Annotated in this window: 4 protein-coding genes and 2 pseudogenes; 2 read left to right on the top strand and 4 right to left on the bottom strand. The window is 67.8% G+C overall.

Features of this window, described 5'->3' with window-relative positions; genetic code table 11:
* The 3 genes and pseudogenes from A5622_RS24510 to A5622_RS24500 all read right to left on the bottom strand — a co-directional run.
* Nucleotides 1-346, bottom strand: a pseudogene (locus tag A5622_RS24510) (hypothetical protein); the annotation flags it as partial.
* A gap of 187 nt (nt 347-533) precedes the next feature.
* Nucleotides 534-953, bottom strand: a complete 420-nt coding sequence (locus tag A5622_RS24505) for a cytochrome c oxidase subunit 4 (RefSeq protein WP_066861481.1) — start codon at nt 951-953, stop codon at nt 534-536.
* A 13-nt stretch (nt 954-966) separates the two neighbouring features.
* Nucleotides 967-2,034 carry a cytochrome c oxidase subunit II gene (locus A5622_RS24500; protein ID WP_066861478.1) on the bottom strand — a complete coding sequence of 356 codons (1,068 nt, stop codon included), beginning with the start codon at nt 2,032-2,034 and terminating at the stop codon, nt 967-969.
* Between the two features lie 156 nt (nt 2,035-2,190).
* On the opposite strand from A5622_RS24500, the gene asnB reads away from it, so the two are divergent.
* Entirely contained in the window at nt 2,191-4,158 is a 1,968-nt protein-coding gene (asnB, locus tag A5622_RS24495) for an asparagine synthase (glutamine-hydrolyzing) (RefSeq protein WP_066881760.1), read from the top strand.
* Between the two features lie 153 nt (nt 4,159-4,311).
* On the opposite strand, the gene A5622_RS24490 is transcribed toward asnB, so the two are convergent.
* Complete coding sequence (locus tag A5622_RS24490; RefSeq protein ID WP_066881758.1) at nt 4,312-5,286, bottom strand: carbohydrate kinase family protein; 975 nt, start codon at nt 5,284-5,286, stop codon at nt 4,312-4,314.
* A gap of 182 nt (nt 5,287-5,468) precedes the next feature.
* On the opposite strand from A5622_RS24490, the pseudogene A5622_RS24485 reads away from it, so the two are divergent.
* Nucleotides 5,469-5,903: pseudogene (locus A5622_RS24485) on the top strand (hypothetical protein); the annotation flags it as partial.

The following is a 5,903-nucleotide window of genomic DNA, read 5'->3' as shown; positions in this document are numbered from 1 at the left end:
CGACCACCCACGGCCAGCGCGCGGTGCTGCGTTCGTCGTCGGCGGCGGCCTCGTCGAACTCGTCGTAGTCGTAGAGCCGCAGATCCGCCGGCAGGTAGGGGCCGCTGGTGAAATGCTCGGACTCCGGAGCCGAATAGGCCCGTGAGTAGGCATCCGTCTCGTCGTTGTGGTCCGCCGCGGCCAGTTCGGCGCTGTCCTCGAAGGGTTCCGGCTCGTCCCCGACGTCGCCGTGCGACACGGATTCGAGATCGTCGGCCGGCTCGTCGCCGAGCTCCGGTCCGTGGCTGATCTCCTCGGCAGGGTCGGGTGCGTCAGGATCCCATTCCGGGGGTCTTGACCCGCTCATCTCTGCCTTTGCCTACCCTGTTCGACTGCCTCACCTGCGCACCAGACTCCGCGATCACATCGATGCGGGCGCGCTGGGAAACTCCTCGTTTGCCTGGGCAGAACACTACCGAACCCCCAAGGGGCAAAGCCGTCGTGGCGAACGGCCCACCAATCACGTGATCGGATTGTGACCTTTATGCCGCGAATCAGTGCTTCTCGGGACCGATGTAGTACTCGAAGACCAAGCCGGCCACCGACGTCAGGATGAACATCACCCCGGCGGTGATCAGCCACGGCAGCCACAGCGCGATGCCGACCGCGGTCACCGAGCCCGACAGCGCGATCAGAATCGGCCACCAGCTGTGCGGGCTGAAGAAGCCCAATTCGCCTGCTCCATCGCTGATCTCAGCACCCTCGTAGTCCTCGGGCCGGGTGTCCAGCCGCCGCGCAACGAACCGGAAGAACGTCGCCGTGATCAACGCCAGGCCGCCGGTCAGCACCAGCGCGGTGGTGCCCGCCCACTCCACGCCCCCGGTGGCGAAGATCGCGGTCAGCACCCCGTAGAGCACCGCAACCACAATGAAAAACCCGGCGATGAACTCGAATAGCCTGGCTTCGATATGCATTTGGTGTCCTAACCTACTGGCTTCCGGCCAATTGACCGCGCTTGGTGTCGAACGGATGGGTGGTCACCGCGAGCGGCGGCTGCCCGATCGCCTGCAACGCCTCGGCGTTGCTCTTTCCGTCCATCCGCTGCTGCAGGTAGGCCTTGAAGTCGTTGGGCGCCACCACCCGAACCTCGAAGTTCATCATCGAGTGATACGTGCCACAGAACTCCGCGCAGTGGCCGACGAACGCGCCCGGCTTCTGGATCTCCTCGGTCTGGAACACGTGCACCGAGTTGTTCGCGTCGGCGTTGGGAATCACGTCGCGCTTGAACAGGAACTCCGGCACCCAGAACGTGTGCACCACGTCCGCGGACGCCAGGTCGAACTCGATGCGCTTGCCGGTGGGCAACACCAGAACCGGGATCTCCTCGCTGGATCCCAGCGTCTCGACCTTGTCGAAGTTCAGGTACTGCCGGTCGGAGGTGTTGAAGCCGCGGACGGCGCCGACGCGCTCCTCGCCGTGGGCGTCCTTGCCCTCCGGCTTGGACAGCATCGCCTTCTTGCGTTCCTGGTCCGTGCCGTCGTAGTTCAGCGTGCCGTCCTTGAAGGCCACGCGCTGATAGCCGAACTTCCAGTTCCATTGAAAGGCCGTGACATCGACCACTACCTCGGGGTCCTTGGCCAGGTGCAGCATCTTCTCCTGCACCACGACGGTGAAGTAGAACAGCACCGAGATGATGAGGAACGGGGTCACCGTGAGCACCAGCTCCAGCGGCATGTTGTAGCCGAACTGCCGGGGCAGGTCGGTGTCGGTGGCCTTCTTGCGGTGGAAGGCCGACGCCCAGAAGATGAGCCCGAACACGATGCCGCCGACCACCAGCGAGGCGATCACGGCGCCGATCCACAGTTCCCGGTTCAGGTGGGCCTCCGGGGTGATGCCCCGCGGCCAGCCCAAGGCCAGCGCGTCCGCCCAGCCGCTGCACCCGCTCAGGACCAGCGCCAGCACGCCCAGCGTAATCGCCAGCGCGAACGGCCGAAGACGGCGCCGAAACCTGCCCTGCGACAAACGTTGCGAACGGTCCTGCTCGCGAGGGGTCACGTTAGCGCCTCCTGCTCGGATATCGAATACTACGCAGCGTAGACCACGCGCCTGAGGCGGGCGACGAAACCCCGGCCCACCGGCTTGTCCGGCCATGGACGACGTGCCGGGTGCGACATCCCCGCACGCCCGCCAAGTGCGGCATACTGGGGCGCCGTGTGTGGTCTGCTGGCGTTCGTCGCCGCCCCGGGGAGCGCGGGCAAGGACTTGGACAAGGAGGCCGCCGCCCGAGCCGACGGCGCGGTCGCCCGCGCGTCGCACTCGATGCGCCACCGCGGGCCCGACGAGCCGGGCACCTGGGTGGACCCGGACACCGACGGCTCCGTCGTATTCGGCTTCAACCGGCTCTCGATCATCGACATCGCGCATTCACATCAGCCGCTGCGCTGGGGGCCGCCCGAGGAGCCCGGCCGCTACGTGCTGGTGTTCAACGGCGAGATCTACAACTACCTCGAGCTGCGCGACGAACTGGCCAGCCGGCACGGCGTCGCCTTCGCCACCGACGGAGACGGCGAGCCCATCGTCGCGGGCTACCACTACTGGGGCACCGACGTCTTGACCCGGCTGCGCGGCATGTTCGCGTTCGCGCTGTGGGACACCGCGACCCGCGAATTGCTGTGCGCCCGAGACCCTTTCGGCATCAAGCCACTGTTCATGGCGACCGGGACGGGCGGCACCGCGGTGGCCAGCGAAAAGAAGTGCCTGCTGGATCTGGCCGAGCTGGTGGGGTTCGACACCGCGATCGACGAGCGGGCCGTGCAGCACTACACCGTCCTGCAGTACGTGCCCGAGCCCGAGACGCTGCACCGCGGGGTGCGCCGGCTGGAATCGGGCTGCTACGCCCGCATCCGTCCCGACCGCCTGCAGCCGGAGGTCACCCGGTACTTCGTGCCGCGGTTCGCCGCGGTGCCGATCACCCGGGACACCGAACAGGCCCGCTACGACGAGATCACCGCCGTGCTCGAGGACTCGGTGGCCAAGCACATGCGCGCCGACGTCACTGTCGGGGCGTTCCTGTCCGGGGGAATCGACTCCACCGCCATCGCGGCGCTCGCCATCCGGCACAACCCGCGGCTGATCACGTTCACCACCGGCTTCGAGCGCGAGGGATTCTCCGAGATCGACGTCGCAGTGGCCTCGGCGGAGGCGATCGGTGCCCGGCACATCGCCAAGGTGGTCACGCCCGACGAGTTCGTCGCCGCCCTGCCCGAGATCGTCTGGTACCTCGACGAGCCGGTGGCCGACCCGGCGCTGGTGCCGCTGTTCTTCGTCGCGCGGGAGGCCCGCAAGCACGTGAAGGTGGTGCTGTCCGGCGAAGGCGCAGACGAGTTGTTCGGCGGTTACACGATTTACCGGGAACCCTTGTCGCTGAAGCCTTTTGACTATCTGCCCAAGCCGCTGCGGCGGTCGATGGGCAAGGTGTCCAAACCCCTGCCGGAGGGGATGCGGGGCAAGAGCCTGCTGCACCGCGGCTCTCTGTCCCTCGAGGAGCGCTACTACGGCAACGCCCGCAGCTTCTCCGACGCGCAGCTGCGCGACGTGTTGCCCGGCTTCCGCGCGGAATGGACCCACACCGACGTCACCGCGGCGGTGTACGCCGAATCGGCGGGCTGGGATCCGGTGGCCCGCATGCAGCACATCGACCTGTTCACCTGGCTGCGCGGCGACATCCTGGTCAAGGCCGACAAGATGACCATGGCCAACTCGCTGGAGCTGCGGGTGCCGTTCCTGGATCCCGAGGTGTTCGCCGTCGCCTCCCGGCTGCCCGTCGAGGCCAAGATCACCCGCACGACGACGAAGTATGCGCTGCGGCGTGCGCTGGAGCCGATCGTGCCGGCGCATGTGCTGCACCGGCCCAAGCTGGGTTTCCCGGTGCCCATCCGGCACTGGCTGCGCGCCGGCGAACTGCTGGAGTGGGCGTACGCGATGGTGGACTCGTCGCAGGCCGGCCACCTGGTCGACCTAGCCGCCGTGCGCCGGATGCTCGACGAGCACCGCAACGGCGTCAGCGATCACAGCCGCCGGCTCTGGACGCTGTTGATCTTCATGCTTTGGCACGCGATCTTCGTCGAGCGCACCGTGGTGCCCCAGATCAGCGAGCCGGTGTACCCGGTGCAGCTCTAGTACCGGCCCGTCTAGTACCGGCCCGCGCATCCGCGGTTGGGTGTGAAGCCAGGGCGTTGCGGGTGAATCCCTGGCGTTGATTGTCGGCGTGTCGCCGCCCTCAGCTCACGCTGGACGCCGTGGGTTCACACCCGAGGCGCCTGCGCGCCAGCTCTACGCGAGCACCGCGGCGATCTCGGTGGCCGCCTCGTCGCCGTAGGCGTCGGCCAGCCGGGTCTTGGCGACGGTCGGGTCCCACGTCCACTCCTGGGTGCCGGTCGACTCCAGCACCAGCACGGCGACCAGCGAGCCCAGCTGGGCCGAACGCTCGAGGTTGAGCCCGGCGGTGCGACCGGTGAGGAAACCGGCCCGGAACGCGTCGCCCACGCCGGTGGGATCGGTCTGGCTGGTCTCGGGCACCACACCGACGTGGGTGGTGGTCCCGTCGCGCTCGACGATGTCGACGCCCTTGGCGCCCAGCGTGGTCACCCGCAGGTCGACCTTCTTCTGCACGTCGGCCTCGGACCAGCCGGTCTTGGAGAGCAGCAGCTCCCACTCGTAGTCGTTGGTGAACAGGTAGGCGGCCCCGTCGACGAGCTTGTCGATCTCCGCGCCGGACAGCCGGGGCAGCTGCTGGGAGGGGTCGGCGGCGAACGGCAGGCCGAGCTTGCGGCACTCCTCGGTGTGCACCACCATCGCGTCGGGGTCGTTGGCGCCGACGATGACCAGGTCCGGCTGGCCCACCGACGACACGACGTCGGCGAGCTTGATGTTGCGGGCCTCCGACATGGCGCCCGGGTAGAACGACGCGATCTGGGCCATGTCCTCGTCGGTGGTGCAGGTGAACCGGGCCGTCTTGGCGGTCTGCGAGATCAGCACGTTGTCACAGTTGACGCCGTGGGACTGCAGCCACTGGCGGTAGTCGTCGAAGTCGTCGCCGGCCGCGCCGACCAGCGCCACGTCGCCGCCCAGCACGCCGATGGCGAACGCGATGTTGCCGGCCACGCCGCCGCGGTGAATCACCAGGTCGTCAACCAGAAAACTCAGGGAAACCTTCTGCAGGTGCTCGGCAAGCAGGTGCTCGGAAAACTTGCCGGGGAAACGCATCAGGTTGTCGGTCGCAATCGAACCTGTCACCGCGATCGTCACGAAAACTCCATCCTTCGTTAGTAAGGTTATCTAGCTTACTCACGGGCCTCGACCGTCGCTGGGTGCGCGGTCGGCGTGAGGTCGTGCGCTAGCCTCCCTAGGGAACTCACTCAAGTCGCCGGGATCACATGCTCGGGCCGCAACCCGATTGCAGTCCCGTCTACCACCGTAGGAGAACCACGATGGCAGGTCCGCACTCGCCGAACCACACCGGCGGCAGCGGCGGACCGAGCGGACCTGAGCCCCCACGCGAATCCGAGCCCCTCGAGTTCCCCGACGACCCCAACACCGACCCGGGTTTCGGCGCAGCCCCGCAGGCGGGAGCCGCTCCCGCCAATTATGCCGGGCAGCCCGGCGCGCCGGTGCCCTACCCGCGGTCCAAGCGGCGGCTCGTCGTCGCCATCGCGCTGGCCATCGCGCTCGTCGCGGTGTTGACGGTGGCCATCGTGTACGGGGTCCGCACCAACGGGGCCAACACCGGCGCCACCTTCTCCGAGGGCGCGGCGAAGACGGCCATCCAGGGCTACCTAGATGCGCTAGAACACCGCGACATCGACGAGATCGCCCGCAACGCGCTGTGCGGCCTGTACGACGGGGTCCAGGACAAGCGGTCCGAC

The sequence above is a fragment of the Mycobacterium sp. 1245801.1 genome (assembly GCF_001673055.1).
Classification (GTDB): domain Bacteria; phylum Actinomycetota; class Actinomycetes; order Mycobacteriales; family Mycobacteriaceae; genus Mycobacterium; species Mycobacterium europaeum_A.
This window is presented reverse-complemented; position numbering and strand designations above follow the sequence as displayed.